Source organism: Burkholderia sp. 567 (assembly GCF_040545115.1).
Taxonomy (GTDB): Bacteria; Pseudomonadota; Gammaproteobacteria; order Burkholderiales; family Burkholderiaceae; genus Burkholderia; species Burkholderia ambifaria.
This window is the reverse complement of sequence record NZ_JBEPLG010000003.1, coordinates 238,346-254,347: the sequence shown is the minus strand read 5'-3', so window position 1 is coordinate 254,347 and position 16,002 is coordinate 238,346. Positions and strand designations below refer to the sequence as shown.

Below are 16,002 nucleotides of genomic sequence, written 5' to 3'. Positions count from 1 at the left end.
GTTGCCGTGGGCACTCGGCGGGCCGTGCACGTCGGCGCGCGGCGTAGCGGCCCCCGACCGTCTGCCGACGGCCGGCTCGCCGCAGCGCCGGTAGCGGGCCGGCCTGGGTCACAGGCGGACGTTCGACGTCAGCACAGCACCGCGACACCGTCCGCGGCACGCACGCCGCGGCCGGCCTCGAGCACGAACAGCGGATTGATTTCCGCTTCGACGAGCCGCGGACCGAGCTGGCGCGCCATCCGTGCAAACGCGACGAGCGCGTCGGCGAGCGCGTCGACGTCCGCTTTCGGGCGGCCGCGATAGCCGTCGAGCAGCGGCCACGTGCGAAGCGCGCGGATCATGTCGAATGCATCGTCGCGCGACAGCGGCGCATCTTCCGGCAGCATCCGCAACACCGTGTCGTTGAAAATCTCCGCGGTCACGCCGCCCATCCCGAGCAGGATCGCGGTGCCGAGCGGGTCGCGGTGCAGGCCGACGATCATTTCAACGCCGCCTGAGACCATTTCCTGCACCAGGAACGCATCCGGCGCAAACCCGGCGCCGGTCTCGACGTCGTCGCGCATGCGTTCGAGCCGTGCACCGATCGCATCGGCGTCCACCCCGACCGCGACGCCGCCGATGTCGCTCTTGTGCGTGACGCGGTTCGACAGCAGTTTCAGCACCACGCGATCGCCGAAGTGCCGTGCCGCCTGCTCGGCGTCCGCCGCATCGCGCACGACGCGCTCGCGCACCGGCGTCACGCCGAAGCGCGCGAACAGCGCCTTTGCCTGCGCTTCGTCGAGCGGCCCGCACGGCAGGTCCCGCACGTCGACGCCGGTTGCCGCGGTATCGGCATCGGCGATCGCAGCCGCCGCCCGCGCGCGCCAGCGGCCGGCGTCCCGCATCGCGGCCAGCGCGCTCGCGACGCTCTCCGGCGACACGAACGCCGGCACGCCGAGCCGGTTCAACGCGTGCGTGACGGCCGGCGCATGCGGGCTCACGAACGCGACCACCGGCTTGTCGGTGCCCGGCAATGCATCGCGCACGGCGCCGGCCATCAGCTCCGGCATGCCGATGCTCGACGAGCCGGCGATCACGGCGACAGCGTCGTACGACGGGCTGTCGGCGAGCGTGCGGATCGCGCGGCGCAGCAGGTCGGGTTGCAGGCCCGCGAGCGTCACGTCGATCGGATTGCGATCGAGCACCGCGTGATCGCCGGTCTGCAGCGCGCGCAGCGCGGCGGCCGTGTCCGCATCGGGCTCGGGCGTGTCGAAGCCGGCCAGCCCCAAGTTGTCCGCGACGAGCGTGCCCGCGCCGCCGGTCGACGTGAGAATCGCGACGCGCGAGCCGCGCAGCGTGCGCCCGGCCGCGAAGGCGTTCGGCAGGTCGAGCAGATCGCCGAACGTCTGCGCGCGAATCACGCCGGCGTCGCGGAACAGCGCGTCGTACATCCGGTCCTCGCCGGCGAGCGCACCGGTGTGCGAGACGGCCGAGCGCGCGCCGGACGCCGATCGCCCGATCTTGTACGCGACGATCGGCTTGCCCGCATGCGCCGCGTGGCGCGCGGCCGCGCGAAACCGCGCGGGATCGCGCAGCCCTTCGAGGTACAGCGCGATCACGGACGTCGCGTCGTCGTCGATGAAGTAATCGATGAAGTCACTCACGTCGAGGTCGACTTCGTTGCTGGTCGATACGAGCTTCGACAGGCCGATCCCGCGATCGGCCGCGCGCGACAGCAGCGCGCCGAGAATGCCGCCGCTCTGCGACACGACGCTCACGCCGCCGACGGCGAAGCCGTCGGTGTCCAGCGCGCCGCTCGCGGACAACGTGACGCGATCGGTGAGGTTGACGACGCCGATCGTGTTCGGCCCGAGCACCCGCATCGAGCCGGCCGCCTCCTTCAGTTGCGCCTGGCGGCGTGCGCCGGCCTCGCCGGTTTCGGCATAGCCGCTCGCGAGCACGATCGCGGCGGCGGTCCCGCGTTTCGCGAGCGCCGCGACCGCGACGTGCGCGCGCTCGGCGCCGAGCAGCACGATGCCGACATCGGGTGCGTGCGGCAGCGATTCGACGTCCTCGTAGCAGCGCAGGCCGGCAATCGACGGATAGCGCGGATTGACCGGATAGATGTCTCCGCCGAAGCCGTGTTTCTGCAAGTAGGCGACGGGCCGGCCGGCGGTCTTCGCGGGATCGGCGGACGCGCCGATGACGGCGACGCGGGCCGGCCGCATCAATTTTTCAATGGCGTTCATCGGAAGTTCCTGGCGGCGCTCAGCGCGCGTTGTCGAGGAAGGCGCGCACGGCATCGCGGTGCTCGCGGCTCGTGTAGCAGATCGCCTGCGCCTGGCTGCCTTGCGACAGCACTTGCGGTGCCGACAGCTCGTAGCTCTGGTTCAGGATCGCCTTGCCGAGCGCGAGCGCGGTGGGCGAACCCTGGATCAGTTCGCTCGCCCACGCGGTGGCGTCGGCGAGCAGCGTGTCGGGCGGGCTGATCCGGTCGGCGATGCCCAGTTCGCGCGCCTCGCGCGCGTCGACCTTGCGGCCGCTGAAGATCAGGTCCTTGGCGGCCGCGAGCCCGACGCGCCGCGGCAGGAAATACAGGCCGCCGCCGTCGGGAATCAATCCGCGCTTGATGTAGCTCCACACGAACGTCGCCGCTTCCGACGCGATCACGAAATCGCACGACAGCGCCATGTCGGCGCCGAGCCCGGCCGCGGCGCCATTCACGGCCGCGATCGTCGGCTTCGGCATCGTGTGCAGCAGCGAAACGGCATGATGGACGCGCTGCTGGCGCGACCAGCCGTTGAACGCGACCTCGTCGGCCGGCGCATCCATGCGCTGCGCCATCCCGGCGATGTCGCCGCCTGCGCAGAACCCCTTGCCGCTGCCGGTGACGATGACGGCGCGCACTTCCGGTGCGCGGGCGAGCGAATCGAGCGCTTCGATGAGCTCCCCGCGCATCGCGTCGCTGACGGCGTTGCGCTTGTCGGGGCGGTTCAGGGCCAGGGTCGCGATGTTCGATTGGATCGTGACGTCGATGGTTTGCATGATCTCTTCCTGCGTGGAAAACGAAGCGGTGCGATGAATCGGCGATGCTTAGCGCGGGGCCGATCCGGTTGCTGCAAGCGTAGCGCGGCCCCACGCGGCTGCCATCGGCACGGTTTCACTGAATGAAACTGTCAGGTGGCCGGTCGTTGTTTCATCTAGTGAAACAGCGCGGTTGCGGCTTGCCGCCAGCCGCCGATAATCGATTTCACCGCGACAGGTGAAAACAACACACCGATTCGGCGTCGCGGCGCAATCAACAAGACTGGAGACAAGATGCAACACGCCATTGCAACGGAACCGCTCGAGCGAAGCGGCGCCGATCGGCCGGCACTCGACGCGGTATATGCGAAGGTCACGCGGCGGCTATTGCCGTTCCTGTTCGTCTGCTACGTGTTCGCGTATATCGATCGCGCCAACATCGGCTTCGCCCATCTGCAGTTCTCGCGGGACATCGGGCTGAGCGAAGCGGCGTTCGGTTTTGGCGTCGGCCTGTTCTACGCCGGTTACATGCTGTTCGAGGTGCCGAGCAACCTGTGGCTCGCGCGGGTCGGCGTGCGCAAGACGCTGATGCGGATCATGGCGTTGTGGGGGCTCGTATCGGCGGGTACCGCGTTCGTGCAGACGCCGATGCAGTTCTACATCGCACGCGTGCTGCTCGGCGTCGCGGAGGCCGGTTTCTTTCCCGGCATCATCCTGTATTTCACGTACTGGTTCCCGTCGGCGCGCCGCGCGCGCGTCACCGCGCTGTTCATGACGGCGATCTGCGTGTCGGGCATCGTCAGCGGCCCAGTGTCCGGTTTGATCCTGAACAACCTGTCGGGCGCGCTGGACCTGAAGGGCTGGCAGTGGCTCTTCGTGATCGAAGGGTTGCCGTCGGTCGTGGCCGGCTTGTTCGCCTACCTGTATCTGACCGATCGTCCGGAGCAGGCGACGTGGCTGAGCGACGACGAGAAGGCGCTGCTGCTGCGCGAACTCGAACACGATGCGGCGCTGAAGGCATCGCATGCGCACGGCTCGATCTGGGATGCACTGAAGGAGCCGAAGTTCTATTTCCTGACGTTCGCGTATTTCAGCGTGCCGTGGGCGAGCATCGTCGTGCACGTGTGGGCGCCGAGCGTGATCCGCAAGAGCGGCATCACGAACTTCTGGACCATCGGGCTGCTGTCGGCGATCCCGTACGTGTTCGGCGCGGTCGCGATGTATCTGCTCGGCCGGCACTCCGATCGCAAGCTCGAACGGCGCTGGCATTTCATGGGCAGCGCCGTGATGGCCGCGCTCGGCGTCGCGCTGCTGCCGGCCGCCTCGTCGCAGCCGACGGCACTCATCGTACTCCTCTGCATCGCGACGGCCGGCTATCTCGGGATGCTGTCGCTGTTCTGGACGATTCCGCCCGCGTATCTGTCGAGCACCGTGGCCGCGAGCGGGATCGGCCTGATCAGCAGTCTCGGCCAGTTCGGCGGCATGGCGGCGCCGTCGGTGATCGGCTACACGTCGACGCACTTCGGCAGCAGCGCGATCGGCCTCTACACGGTCGCGATCGTGTCGGTGCTCGGCGGGCTCGCGGTCGTGCTCGGCATTCCGGCCCGCGCGATTCGCGAACGCTGACGCCTGCGGAAGCGATTCGTCGTCGCGTCAGCTGTCGAGGCGCAGCGTCGCGGCCACGATGTCGTCGCGCAAGGCCAGCAGCGCCGCCGACAGGCGCGCGGCGACGGCCGACGGCGCATCGAGCGTGCGCACGCTGAAATTGAGTGCGAGCGTGCGGTGGCCCGCGATGTCGAGCGGGGTCGCGAGCGCGACGACTTCCGGCTGCCAACTGGCGACGCAGAACCCTTGCGCGCGCACCGATGCAACGGCCTCGTCGATTTCGGCACGGATGCGCGGCCATGAAGTGCGATGCCGTTTGAGCTCGGCGAGTTGACGCGCCTGGTCGGCGTCCGGCAGCGACGCAAGAAACGCGCGGCCGAGCGAGGTCAGCGCCATCGGCACGCGCTGGCCGCTGACGACGGTGCGAAGCGACGCGCGCGGGCTGTAGCGGATCGATTCCAGGTAGACCATGTCGTCGCGGTCAGGGCCTGCGATGCCGACGTTGATGTGCAGCGACTGGGCCGTCTCGCGCAAGCGCGGGGCGGCGGCCTGCAGCACCGTCGAGCCGCTCCTGAGCGCATGCGCGAGGCCGAGCACCGGCAGTCCGAGCCGGTAGCCGCGATGCACGGGATCGTGTTCGAGATAACCGGCTTCGACGAGCGTGCGCGCGAGCCGCGTGACCGTGGCTTTCGGCAGACCGGTGAGTTCGACGAGATCGCCGTTGCCGAGCAGGGTCGCGCCGGAACCGAACGCGCGCAGCACGTCGAGCCCGCGTTCCAGCGAGCGGTTGGACACCGTCGACGACGGAGCGCGCGTGGCCGTGGCGGGCGAACGGGAAGGGTGGGAGTCACGCATGCGGCATAGAAATACAGGTTCATCAGGGCTTTGTCAAAGCACGCGTGAGGCACCGTGCCGGCGCTCCGGCGCTTGCCACGCCGCGCGGCAAACGCCGCTTTCAAGTCAATCACAAGGAGCACGCATGAAGAAACGGATAAGCTGGCGGGCAGCGCTCGCCGTCGCCGCGGGGATCGCATTCGGCGCAGCGCCTGCGGCCGCGCACGCGGACGACATACACGTGCTGGCGACGGGCGCGTTGCACGGCGCGTTCGAACGGCTGGCGCCCGCGTTCGAGCAATCGTCCGGCCACCATCTGAAGATTGAATGGGGGCCGTCGTACGGCACGTCGCCGGAGGCCTTGCCGATGCGCGTGCGCAATGGCGAACCCGTCGACGTCTGCTTCATGATCAAGCCCGCGCTGGAGCGGGAAGTCGACGCCGGCAGGTTCGACCGGACGACGCTCGAAGACATCGCGGCGACCGGCATCGGCGTCGCGGTGCGCCACGGCGTGGCCGTGCCCGAGGTCGGCACGGTCGACGCGTTGCGCCGCGCGCTGTTGGACGCGCGTTCGGTCGCGTTCTCCGAAGGTGCGAGCGGGACCTATATCGTCGGCGTGCTGTTCGAGAAACTCGGCGTCGCCGAGCAGATGAAATCGAAGAGCGTGCTCGTTCGCGGCAAGGAGCTGGTCGGCACCGCGCTGGCGCGCGGCGACGCGGAACTCGGCCTGCAGCAGATCAGCGAATTGAAGGTGACGCCCGGCATCGACTTCGCCGGCCCGCTGCCGGCCGACGTGCAGAAGACGAGCGTAATTGCATCCGCCATCGCCGTGGATGCACGGGCCGCCGACGCGTCACGCGCGTTCGTGGCCTTTCTGAAGACCGCGCCGGCCGCCGCGATCCTGCAACGCAGCGGCCTCGATCCACGTTGACGCGAATGCCTGCGCGGTGCGCCGCGAGGTCGCGATCAACGCGATCAAAGCGATGAAAGCGACGTCACACACGCCGCGCAACGATCACGACGCGGACAACCTCACCGACACGCCCGTCGCCGTATAAACCGGCGTCGCCTTGAAGCCGTCGACCGTCACCGTCGAGAACTTCGCCGCGCCCGCTGCGCCGTCGATCAGCGCGATCGTATCGCCGGCCTTCGGCGCATAGCCGTTCACGAACTTCACGTGCAGCGTGCCGCCCGCGACGGTCAATTGCCCGCCCACGCGCAGCCGACCGCCGCCGTTGCCGTCGATGTCGAGCTCGAGCGTCGCGTTGTCGAGCTGGGTATAGCGCGTCGCGATCGTGACGGGTGCGCTCGCCGCGATCCGGACGCTGCCACCGGCGCCGACGTACACGTCGCCATTGCCGAACGCCGACGCGGAGGCCGCGGCGAGCGTGCCGCCACTGACCTGCGTCCCGCCCGCATAGCGGTTGTTGCCCGCCAGCGTCAGCGTGCCGGTGCCTTGCAGCGTCAGCTTGCCGGCGCCGGCGATGTCGTTGCGCCACTGGTCGGCCGCGTTGAGTCCGCCCTGCGACGCGTCCATCGACACGATCACGTTGCCGTTGAACGCGCCATAGCCGTCGGCCGCGGCGAACAGGTTCAGGCGGCCCCACCCTTCCGCATCGTCCATCACCGGGTAGCCGGACTGCAGCTCGGTCGTCTTCAGCACGACGCGTCGCTGGTCGGCGCTCAGGTACGGGAAGCGCGTCTGCAGCAGGATCTCCGCGCCCTTCGGCACGACGGGCGGTGCGTCGGTCGACTCGATCGCGCCGAAGCCGTACGTCAGGCGGCGCGCGAAGGCCGCCTTGTTCGCCGTGTAATCGGCGAACCGGTCGTTGGCCGGCGTGCCCGAGTGCGCGAACGCGGCGAACGTCGTGCCGGTCGTCCCCGTGAGCTGCTGCAGCGCCTGGTGGGCCTGGTTGTACGCGGCCTGCGCATCGCTCGCGTACGCGCTCAGGTTCGCCGCGCTGACCGCCAGCGCGAGCATGCGACCGCCGATCACGTCGAGCGGCGAGTGCATGCCGGCGAGGATCCGGTTCTCGCCCAGTTCGAGGCCGCGGCTGACCATCTCCTGGAATCGCTCCGGCACGAGCCACGCCATCGTCATCGCGTCGCGCATCGCTTCGGCCTGGTGGCCGCTGATGAAACCGCCGTCGGTCGCGGGCGTCGTGCTTTCGGCCGGGACGAGCGTCGGCGCGACGATGACGCTGGAACTCCAGCGATACGGCCGCGCATACTTGTAGAAGCGCTTCGACGGTTCGGTCGACGCGTTGTTGCCCATTTCGTTGAGCAGATCGACGACCTTGCCGAAGCTCGCGTTCGTGCTGCTGCCGACACCGACGTTGTTGCCGGCGTCGTTGTAGAGCACCGTCGTCGCGTCGGCGGGCACGCTGGTGATGCTGGTGGTCTGCTGCGCGGCCGTGCGCCATGCGCTGGTGAGCGGGCCCATGCCGTCGGTCACGCTATAGCCCTTGCCGCGCCGGTCGTCGAAGTAGGCGGCGTCGGCCTGCTGCTGCGTGCGCGCGGTCGTTGCGTTGATCACGTACTGCACATTCGCCGCCAGCACCGTGTCGTTGAGAATCGTGCCGCACGGCGTGCCGCTGCCGGGCAGGCCCGAGCAGGTCGACGCAGAGATCGCCGGAAACGCGCCGTTGGCCGGCGCGCTCACGCCCGCATCGACCAGCATCGTCGACGGCTGCCACAGGTCGAGGAAGCGGCTCACCACGCGCACGGCCGCGTTGGTCGACAGCGTCGCATAGCGTGCGTCGCCGCGCTGGTTGGTCGCGATGTTGTCGACGAAGGCCGGCACGCTCGGCACGGGGGCGCTGTCGACGAAGCCGGGGTCCGCCGGCGGCGCGGGAACGGCCGCGATGGTCGGGTTCGTCGACGCGACGTCGTCACCGCCGCCGCAGGCGACCAGGACGAACGCACTCGACAGCGCTGCGACGTGCAGCGGGAAACGGCTCCGTGATACCAACATGCAAGACTCTATCCTGAGGGTCGAAGATGGCGGATTGTCGGGGGCGATCGTGACGTGGCGGTTAAGGATTTGTTGCGGCGCGCGGTCGACGCGCACGAATTCTCACTATTTGGTGAATTCGTGATGCTGAACATGCCGGACGGAGCGATCCGGTCGTCGGCGACGGTCGATAGTGGACCGCGACGCGCAAGCCGCGCATGCATGCACGGTCGAATCAGGAGACCGGAACCACGGCACTCACGCCGGTTGGGCGAGCGATTCCACGTCGGCGACGCACACGCGGTTTCTGCCCTGGCGCTTGGCCGCATAGAGGGCGAGGTCGGCCTGATGCGTCAGCGCATGCATTGACGGCGGCCGCGCGCGATGGCCGGTCGCGCAGCCGATGCTGACCGTGAAGGCCGGCATCGTCGCGTCGAACCCGTCGAGCCGGTTGCGCTCCACGGCGCCGCGAATCGCCTCGGCGACCTGCTGCGCACCGCGCTCGTCCGTGTCGGGCAACACCGCGACGAATTCCTCGCCGCCGTAACGTGCGGCGAGATCGCCGCGCCGTCGCGTATGCGCGCGGATGCATTCGGCGAGAAAGCGCAGCGCAGTGTCGCCTTGCGCATGGCCGTAGCGGTCGTTGTACTGCTTGAAGTGATCGGCGTCGATGAACAGCACCGACAGGCTGCCGTCGCTGCCGCGCTGCAGCCGTTCCCATTCGTCGGCGAGCGCGGCATCGAGCGCGCGACGGTTGTGCAGGCCCGTCAGCGGATCGGTGCGCGTGAGGTCCGTGAGCAGCGTCTGCTTGCGCAGGTTGTCGCGCAGCGCGAACGCGAGCAGCCACACCACCGCGCAGAACAGCGCGCCGATGACGGACGCCGACACGCCTGCCGTCCACGTCAGACGCGTGATGCCGGCCAGCACGTCGCGCTCGGCCGGCGCGACCACGGCGATCAGCGGCGTGCCGGGTACCCGCTGGTACGTGTAGAGCCGCAAGGTCCCGTCGATGCTCGAGCGCGCGGCATAGAAGCCCGCTTCGCGGCTCACCATCCGCTCGAACGACTTCGACCGGCGCAGCCGCACCATCTGGTGATCGGTCAACGGCGGATTGCGCGCGAGGATCGTGCCGTCCGCGCGCAGGATCGCGCTGACGCCGTGCGGGCCGACGTTCAACCGCGATAGCAGCTGATCGAAGTAGGCGAGATCGACGGCGACCACCGCGATTCCGTTGAACGCATGATCCGGCCGTTCGATGCGGCGCGACAGCGCGATCGATTCGGTGCCGCCGCGCGAACGCGCGCGGTACGCCTCGGACACGTAGAGGCCGACGTTGTCCGAATCGCGATGGACCTTGAAGTAGTCGCGATCGCTGAAGTCCCAGTTGTGGGTCGGGCCGCAACAACCGTCGATCAGCCGCCCGTCGCGGTCCGTCACGCCCATGCCGGTCACGTATTGCGCGGCCGTGCGCTCGAACAGCACGTCGTGACGCAAGCCGGCCTTCAGGCGCACGATCGCGGGATTGCCGAGATCGGCGGCGAGCGACACGAGCGCGTTGTTGGACGTTTCGACGGTGCGCGCGATCTCGCTGACGAGGACGGCCGCGACATTGCGCGACGTCTCGTGCGCATGTTCGACGACTTCGCTGCGCGCGGCCCACAGCGTCACCGCGCTGATGCCGAGCGCCGCGACCGACATCAGCGTGCCCAGCACACCGACGATCAGGTGGTGGCGACCGGCCCAGTCGGCAATTTTCTCGATCGAAGGGGATGCAGGCATGGCTCGCGCTCGTACGGGAAGCGGGCTGCGACGGCAGCGGCGCTGGTCAAATCCGGGTTAACGGCAGGTGTGCCCGGAAATCGAGGCCGGCATGCGGGGCGATGACTGCGCACAGGCACCGCAAACGTGTGCGAGCGGGGCGCGCCGGCAGTGGGCGCCGTGCAACGACTGCGTGACGATTGCGTAACCGCCGCGAATAAGCGCGGCGGCGCGGCCTCACTCGAGCCCGCCCTGGCACAGGTACTTGATCGACAGGTAATCGTCGAGGCCGTAGCGCGAGCCTTCGCGGCCGTAGCCCGATTCCTTCACGCCGCCGAACGGCGCGGCCTCGCTCGCGAGCGCGCCTTCGTTGATGCCGACGAGGCCCGTTTCGAGCCGTGCCGACACGCGCGCGATGCGGCGCAGGTCCTGCGTATAGAAATACGCGGCGAGCCCGAACGGCGTGTCGTTCGCGGCGTCGACGGCTTCGTCTTCCGTGTCGAACTTGAACAGCGCGGCGATCGGCCCGAAGGTTTCCTCGCAGGTCAGCTGCATGTCGGCGGTGGCGTCGCCGAGCACCGTCGGCGCGTAGTAGTTCGGCCCGAGTTCGGCCAGGCGCTTGCCGCCCGTGAGCACGCGTGCGCCGCGCTCGATCGCGTCGCCGACGTGGCGCGCGATCTTGTCGACCGCGCGTGCGTTGATCATCGGGCCGATTTGCGCGGCCGGGTCGGTTGCGGGCGCGACCTTCAGCGCGGCGACACGGGCGGTGAGTTTGGCGGCGAACGCATCGTAGACGCCGGCCTGCACGTACACGCGGTTCGGCGACACGCAGGTCTGGCCGCCGTTGCGGAACTTGGCGGCCATCAGCCCGTCGACTGCCGCGTCGAGTTCGGCATCGTCGAACACGATGAACGGCGCGTTGCCGCCGAGTTCCAGCGACAGCTTCTTCAGCGTCGCCGCCGATTCGCGTGCGAGCAGCTTGCCGACCGGCGTCGATCCGGTGAACGTGATCTTGCGCACGCGGCCGTCGGCGAGCCAGTCGGCCACTGCGTCGATGCCGCGTTCACGCGACGCGGCGATCATGTTCAGCACGCCGGGCGGCACGCCGGCTTCCTGCGCGAGGAAGGCGAGCGCGAGCGCGGTGAGCGGCGTGTCTTCCGCCGGCTTCGCGACGACCGTGCAGCCGGCCGCGAGCGCGGGCGCGATCTTGCGCGCGATCATCGCGAGCGGGAAATTCCACGGCGTGATCGCGGCGACGATGCCGATCGGCTCCTTGACCGCACTCAGCCGCTTGCCGCGCTGCTGCTGCGGAATCAGGTCGCCGTAGGTGCGCGTCGCTTCCTCGGCGAACCACTGCACGTACGACGCGCCGTACGCGACTTCGCCGCGCGCTTCGGCGAGCGGCTTGCCCTGTTCGCGCGACATCAGCTTCGCGAGATCGTCGGTATGCGCGACGATCGCCGCGTGCCATGCGCGCAGGATCGCGGCGCGGTCGCGAGCGGGCGTCGCGCGCCACGCGGGCAGCGCGCGGGCTGCCGCGTCGGTCGCGGCGCGCGCGTCGGCGGCGTCGCTGTCGGGGGCGTGGGCCACGGTGTCGAGCGTGGCCGGATCGGTGACGTCGAAGTGACGGCCGTCGCGCGCGTCGCACCACGCGCCGTCGATCAGGTTGGCGGTGCGAACGAGTTCGGGTCGGGAGAGCGTAAGCGGCATGACAGGTCCTTGTGTGAAGCGATTCGGTGACGACAGCGGCGGCGCGGGCGCGTGACTACCCCGCGCGGACAGCGAACTGCCGCGCTCATGGGTGCCGCACGCCGCGGTAGTCAGTGACGTTCGCCGAACAGCGATTCGAGCGGGTAGTGCCGTTTGACGAACGGCGACTTGATGATCACGTAGCTGAAATACTTCTCGATGCCGATGTTCTGCTCGAGCAGCCCTTCGACGATCGTCTGGTAATGGCTCACGCTGCGCGTGATGAACTTCAACAGATAGTCGTAGCCGCCGCTCGCGAGATGGCATTCGACGATCTCGTCGACGTTGCGGATCGCCGCGACGAAGCGGTCGAAGTCCTCGCGGCGGTGGTCGGCCAGCGTGACCTCGGTAAACACGACCTGCACGTCGCCGAGCTTCTCGAGCTGGATGTGCGCGCCGTAGCCGCCGATGTAGCCGGCCTTCTCGAGCCGCTTCACGCGGATCAGGCACGGACTGGGCGACAGCCCGACCGCATCGGCCAGTTCGACGTTGGTCATGCGGCCGCGCTTCTGCAACTGGGAGAGGATGCGCAGGTCGATGCGATCCAGCTTGCTGTCCGTCATGTTCACGTGAGAGCGGAAAAATGGAATGTCCGGTTACTTTAGAGTCGAACGATGGCCGCCACAAGCCCGGCTTTCCCTCGGCCGGCTCAGGCCGGCTGCGCGTGCGCGGCGTCCAGCGCGCGCTGCACGCCCGCGTCGGCCAGCACGTCGTCGAGCGTCTTGCGCACGCGTTCGAACAGCAGGTCGAACTCGCCCGCCGTGAAGCTCAGCGCCGGCGCGAAACCGAGCACGCCGTCGCCGAATGCGCGAAACACCACGCCGTTCGCGTACGCGGCCGCCGCGATCCGGTCGGGCACGTTCAGCGCCGCGTCGAAGCGCGTCTTGCGCGCCTTGTCGGACACCAGTTCGAGCGCGCCGAGCAGGCCGACCGAGCGCGCATCGCCGACGAGCGGATGCGCGCGCAGCGCATCGAGCCCCGCCGCGAAGCGCGGCGCCATCGCCTGGCCGTTCGCGAGCAGCCCGCCTTCGTGATAGAGCTTCAGCACCTCGAGGCCGATCGCCGCGCTCACCGGGTGCGCGGAATACGTATGCCCGTGACCGACCACGGCCGACTCCGCGCGGCTGCCCGCGAGGCCTTCGTAGATTTCGTCGGACATCAGCACCGCGCCCATCGGCGCATAGCCGGCGGTCAAGCCCTTCGCGACGGTCATCAGGTCCGGATCGACCTGCTCGGCCTCGCACGCGAACAGCGGGCCCGTGCGGCCGAAGCCGGTGATCACCTCGTCGGCGACGAACAGGATGCCGAGGCGCCGGCATGCATCGCGCATCGCCTTCAGCCAGCCGGGCGGCGGCACGATCACGCCGCCGGAGCCTTGCACGGGTTCGCAGAAGAACGCGGCGACGTTGTCCGCGCCGAGCTCCGCGACCTTCGCTTCGAGCGCGGCGACCGACGCGGCGATCAGCGCTTGCGGATCGTCGCCCAGCGGGTGGCGATACGGGTAGGGCGACGGAATATGGTGCTGGTCCGCGCGCGGCAGGTCGAAATGGCGGTGGAACGCGGGCAGCGCGGTGAGCCCCGCGCCGATCGACGACGAACCGTGATAGCCGCGCTCGAGCGCGATCATCTGCTTCTTCGACGGGCGGCCGGTCGCGTTGAAATAGTGCGTGATGAAGCGCACCGCGGAATCGACCGCATCCGAGCCGCCGAGCGTGAAGTACACGCGGTTCAGCGACGGCGGCGCGAGCGCCGCGAGCCGTTCGGCGAGCTCGATCGCGGGCTGCGAGCCGAAATGGAAATAGCCGGTCGCGTAAGGCAGCTTCTTCATCTGCTCGGCGGCGGCCTTCACGATGCTGTCGCGGCCGTAGCCGACGTTCACGCACCACAGGCCCGAGAACGCATCGAGCAGCGTATGGCCGTCGCCGTCGCGCAGGAACACGCCGTCCGCGGATTCGAGGACGGTGACGCCGCGCGCCTCGTGCGCGCGATAGTTGACGACGGGGTGGATCAGGTGTTGACGATCGGCTTCGATCAGCGCGGCTTGGTTCATGGCAGGGCGGGACTCTCGTCGGGTGTCAGCGGTGAGTCCATGCTACCGGGCGAGAATTCCGCACGCGTCTTCAATTTGTCGCCGGAAACGTATGGTCGCGGCGTTTGCACGGGGCGCTGCGGCATTTTCTGCTGCGCGCCCCGCCGGGCCGGGCGAACGCGTCAGTAGCCGCGCGCGCGATCGACGATGCCGATCATCGGCTGGCCCGCGCGATGGCGCGCGAGGTTCTCGAGCACCGCGTCGACCGCGGTGTCGGGCCGCGTCGCGCTCGCGATGTGCGGCGTGATGCGAATGCGCGGATGCGTCCAGAACGGGTGGCCGGCCGGCAACGGTTCGGGCTCCGTCACGTCGAGGATCGCGCTGTCGAGCCGGCCGCTGTCGAGCGCGGCGAGCAGCGCGGCCGCATCGAGCTGCGGGCCGCGCCCGACCTGCACGAGCGACGCGCCGGCCGGCAGTGCATCGAACACGCGTGCGCCGAGCAGGCCGCGCGTGCTGTCGGTGAGCGGCAGCAGGCAGATCAGGATGTCGGTGCGGGCCAGGAACGCGTCGAGCGCCGCGTCGCCCGCGTAGCAGTCGATGCCGTCGAGCGTGCGCGGCGTGCGGCTCCAGCCGGCGCACGGGAAACCGAAGCGCCGCAGCGTGTCGAGCACGGCCTGGCCGAGCGTGCCGAGCCCGAGCACGCCCACGCGCCGCGACGCGGCCGCGCGCACCGGCTTCTCGCACCATGCCTGGACGCGCTGTTGCGCCGCATAGTCGAACAGGTCGCGGTGGATCGTCAGCACCGCCTGCGTCACGTATTCGACCATCCCTTCGACGATGCCCGGCTCGATCATCCGCACGACCGGAATGTGTGCCGGCACGCGTGACAGGTCGAACTGATCGATGCCGGCGCCGACCGAGAACACGACCTCGAGGTTGGGCAGCAGCACGACCGGGTCGTCCGGCGGTTGCCACGCGGCGAGGTAGCGCACGTCGTGCGGATCGCCGAGATCCGGCCAGATCCGGAATGGGAGGTCGGGCGCGCGTTGCGCGAAGCGTTGTGCCCATTGCGCGCCGCGCACCGGGTCGGCCTTGTACAGGAAGCTCATCGTGCGTGCCGCTCAGCCGAGTGCCTGGTTGACGATCGCGAACGCGCGCAGCGCCGGATCGCGCGCGGGCGCCGCGCCGCGCGCCATCGCGACGACGGTATCGACATGCGGCAGGCCGAGCCCCTGCAGCCAGTCGGACAGCCCGCTGTCGCCCGGCACGTCGAGGCGCACGAACATGCCTTCGTGCAGCGCGAGCCAGTGGCTGATGAGCGCCTGCGCGCGCAGCGCGTCCGGCGCGATCACCGGGCCGATCACATGGCCGCGGCCGAAGCGGCGGAACAGCGCGAAGCCGAGCAGTTCGCCGTCGCGATCGAGCGCGATCCCGTTCGCGATGTCGAGCAGCGCATCGGTCACCGCGCCGCGCTCGTAGCCCGCCGCGCGCGACGCGAGCGCCGCGAGGCGCGGCCCGTCGTTCGTGCCGAGCGGGCGCAGGCGCTCGCCCGGCGGCAGCGAGATCAGCGGCGGCTGGAACGCAGCGCCCTGGTGCTGGTCGATCGTGGCGATCGCTTCGAAGCCGAACTTCACATAGAGCGGTTCGCCGGACGGCGTCGCATGCAGGAATATCGTGCGCGCGCCGAGACTGTCGACGACGCGCGTGAGCAGTTCGCGGCCGATGCCGCGACCCTGATGTTCGGGCGACACGATCACCATGCCGAGCGACGCGTGTGAATCGTCGAAGCGCCAGCCGAGCGCGGTGCCGACGACGCCGGATGCGTCCTCGGCGACGAAGCCGCCGCCGAGCTGGAGCGCGAAGCGCCAGTCGTCGAGGCGGTGCGGCCACTTGACCGCTTCCGACAGGCGGTGCGCGGCGGGCAGGTCGGTGTCGACGAACGGGCGATAGGTAAGCGTGCGGGAAGGATTGAGGTCGGCCACGCCGGACTCCGGATGGGTAGAAATGACCTATCGACTCTGCCAGCGACCCACCGGCGCGGATAGGACGATTCGCCTGTTTTCCGGCGTCG

At 69.4% G+C, this 16,002-nt stretch carries 12 protein-coding genes; 2 read left to right on the top strand and 10 right to left on the bottom strand.

The window, feature by feature from the left end:
* Positions 1-128 precede the first annotated feature (128 nt).
* Together ABIC50_RS11610 and ABIC50_RS11605 are read right to left on the bottom strand one after the other, a co-directional pair.
* Positions 129-2,228, bottom strand: coding sequence for an acetate--CoA ligase family protein (locus ABIC50_RS11610; protein ID WP_354163924.1), 2,100 nt, complete (start codon positions 2,226-2,228; stop codon positions 129-131).
* Between the two features lie 19 nt (positions 2,229-2,247).
* On the bottom strand, positions 2,248-3,024 hold the full coding sequence (locus ABIC50_RS11605) for an enoyl-CoA hydratase/isomerase family protein (protein ID WP_354163922.1): 777 nt from the start codon (positions 3,022-3,024) through the stop codon (positions 2,248-2,250).
* Between the two features lie 273 nt (positions 3,025-3,297).
* On the opposite strand from ABIC50_RS11605, the gene ABIC50_RS11600 reads away from it, so the two are divergent.
* Positions 3,298-4,629, top strand: coding sequence for an MFS transporter (locus ABIC50_RS11600; protein WP_354163920.1), 1,332 nt, complete (start codon positions 3,298-3,300; stop codon positions 4,627-4,629).
* A 27-nt stretch (positions 4,630-4,656) separates the two neighbouring features.
* On the opposite strand, the gene ABIC50_RS11595 is transcribed toward ABIC50_RS11600, so the two are convergent.
* Positions 4,657-5,463: an IclR family transcriptional regulator gene (locus ABIC50_RS11595; protein WP_354163918.1), complete on the bottom strand. Its 807-nt coding sequence runs from the start codon at positions 5,461-5,463 to the stop codon at positions 4,657-4,659.
* A gap of 124 nt (positions 5,464-5,587) precedes the next feature.
* Between ABIC50_RS11595 and ABIC50_RS11590 the strand changes: the two genes are divergently transcribed.
* A complete protein-coding gene (locus ABIC50_RS11590) occupies positions 5,588-6,373 on the top strand; it encodes a substrate-binding domain-containing protein (RefSeq protein ID WP_354163916.1) in 786 nt (261 codons plus the stop codon).
* Positions 6,374-6,457: 84 nt separating this feature from the next.
* On the opposite strand, the gene ABIC50_RS11585 is transcribed toward ABIC50_RS11590, so the two are convergent.
* The 7 genes from ABIC50_RS11585 to ABIC50_RS11555 all read right to left on the bottom strand — a co-directional run bounded on the left by ABIC50_RS11585 (position 6,458) and on the right by ABIC50_RS11555 (position 15,913).
* Complete coding sequence (locus ABIC50_RS11585) at positions 6,458-8,416, bottom strand: phosphatase PAP2 family protein (RefSeq protein WP_354163914.1); 1,959 nt, start codon at positions 8,414-8,416, stop codon at positions 6,458-6,460.
* A gap of 237 nt (positions 8,417-8,653) precedes the next feature.
* Positions 8,654-10,174, bottom strand: coding sequence for a diguanylate cyclase (locus tag ABIC50_RS11580; protein ID WP_354163912.1), 1,521 nt, complete (start codon positions 10,172-10,174; stop codon positions 8,654-8,656).
* A 216-nt stretch (positions 10,175-10,390) separates the two neighbouring features.
* The gene (locus ABIC50_RS11575) at positions 10,391-11,863 is read right to left on the bottom strand and encodes an NAD-dependent succinate-semialdehyde dehydrogenase (RefSeq protein ID WP_354163910.1); all 1,473 of its coding nucleotides are present in this window, start codon (positions 11,861-11,863) and stop codon (positions 10,391-10,393) included.
* 110 nt (positions 11,864-11,973) lie between these two features.
* Positions 11,974-12,465: an Lrp/AsnC family transcriptional regulator gene (locus tag ABIC50_RS11570; protein WP_006749694.1), complete on the bottom strand. Its 492-nt coding sequence runs from the start codon at positions 12,463-12,465 to the stop codon at positions 11,974-11,976.
* Between the two features lie 86 nt (positions 12,466-12,551).
* Positions 12,552-13,952 carry an aspartate aminotransferase family protein gene (locus ABIC50_RS11565; protein WP_228910154.1) on the bottom strand — a complete coding sequence of 467 codons (1,401 nt, stop codon included), beginning with the start codon at positions 13,950-13,952 and terminating at the stop codon, positions 12,552-12,554.
* A 161-nt stretch (positions 13,953-14,113) separates the two neighbouring features.
* On the bottom strand, positions 14,114-15,040 hold the full coding sequence (locus ABIC50_RS11560) for a 2-hydroxyacid dehydrogenase (protein WP_354163908.1): 927 nt from the start codon (positions 15,038-15,040) through the stop codon (positions 14,114-14,116).
* 12 nt (positions 15,041-15,052) lie between these two features.
* The gene (locus tag ABIC50_RS11555; RefSeq protein ID WP_175727759.1) at positions 15,053-15,913 is read right to left on the bottom strand and encodes a GNAT family N-acetyltransferase; all 861 of its coding nucleotides are present in this window, start codon (positions 15,911-15,913) and stop codon (positions 15,053-15,055) included.
* Positions 15,914-16,002 lie beyond the last annotated feature (89 nt).